The sequence below is a fragment of the Rhodococcus sp. LB1 genome (genome assembly GCF_001583455.1).
In the GTDB taxonomy this organism is placed as follows: Bacteria; Actinomycetota; Actinomycetes; order Mycobacteriales; family Mycobacteriaceae; genus Rhodococcus_F; species Rhodococcus_F opacus.
In genome coordinates this window covers 857-1863 of the sequence record NZ_LTCZ01000371.1, presented here as the reverse complement: position 1 = coordinate 1863, position 1007 = coordinate 857, and the positions used below count along the sequence as shown (strand labels likewise).

General features: G+C 64.5%; 2 protein-coding genes. Both read left to right on the top strand.

All coding sequences use genetic code 11. From position 1 onward, the window contains the following. The first annotated feature begins 2 nt into the window (after positions 1-2). Positions 3-125, top strand: a complete 123-nt coding sequence (locus AZG88_RS54565; protein ID WP_331712314.1) for a DUF6308 family protein — start codon at positions 3-5, stop codon at positions 123-125. 32 nt (positions 126-157) lie between these two features. Then, positions 158-802, top strand: a complete 645-nt coding sequence (locus AZG88_RS50915) for a histidine phosphatase family protein (RefSeq protein ID WP_331712313.1) — start codon at positions 158-160, stop codon at positions 800-802. Positions 803-1007 lie beyond the last annotated feature (205 nt).

Here is a 1007-nt window from a genome sequence, read left to right as displayed (position 1 = left end):
TGCTGTCGATCCGGGAGGAGGCCGGCCTCCCCGACGAGATCTCCGCGCTCCGCGTCTTCGACGTGATCGCCTGGATGGACGGCAAGAACCGCGGACTCGAAGAGCGCTCTGACCAGGGAAGATGACACGTCCCGGTGTCCTCGTGTGAGTGGGGTTTATGGTGCAGTTCATGCATGAGCTGTTCGTGGTGACGCATCCGCATGCTGAGCACACCGAGCGTGATCTGGTGGGCGGCTGGTTCGACTCGCGGCTGACACCGCGGGGACGTCGTGATGCCAGATTGGTTGCGCGGGAGCTGTGTCGTCGCCGCGAGGAGGTGGGGCGGCCGCTGCGGATTACGACGTCCGATCTAGAACGCTGTGGGGAGACTGCGCGGATCCTCGCCGACGCACTTTGTGCTGAGCTCAGGGCGGATGCGCGGTTGCGGGAGATCAGTTTCGGGGAGGCTGAGGGGCGACCGAACGCGTGGTTGTCCGGCCGGCAGATTCCGGCACCGGATGACGATCGGCTCGATCACCGGGGACCGGTCCCAGGTGCGGAGACTCGACGCGAGGTCGCGACACGGGTGCAAGCGTGTGTGCGGGAGTTGATGGCGGACCGCGATCACGACCACGTCGTCGTCACCCACGGCCGACGGATGCGGTCGGGTTCGCGTCGTTCGCGACCAGGCCGGGGGCGATTACCCATTTGCGGCACGACGACTACTGGCGTAACAGGGCGGTGGTCGCTCTCGCGGATACCTCTCACCTGGAGGGTGGGCTGCAGGATCCGTATTGAAAGATCATCTGAACTGGTCTTATGACACGTCCCGGGTGATCGGTCATCGGCACGGCCGGCTATGCCGCTGAGTAGTTCATGGGGCCAGAGGTCGGTAGACGATGTAAGGCTGTCAGCTGTAGGACGATCCAAGGTATGAGCAGCAACCCAGTGATCGTGTTCACCGGACTCTCCGGTACCGGAAAGTCGACCCTTGCGGACCTGCTTGCCCGCGACCTCGGCGTACCCGC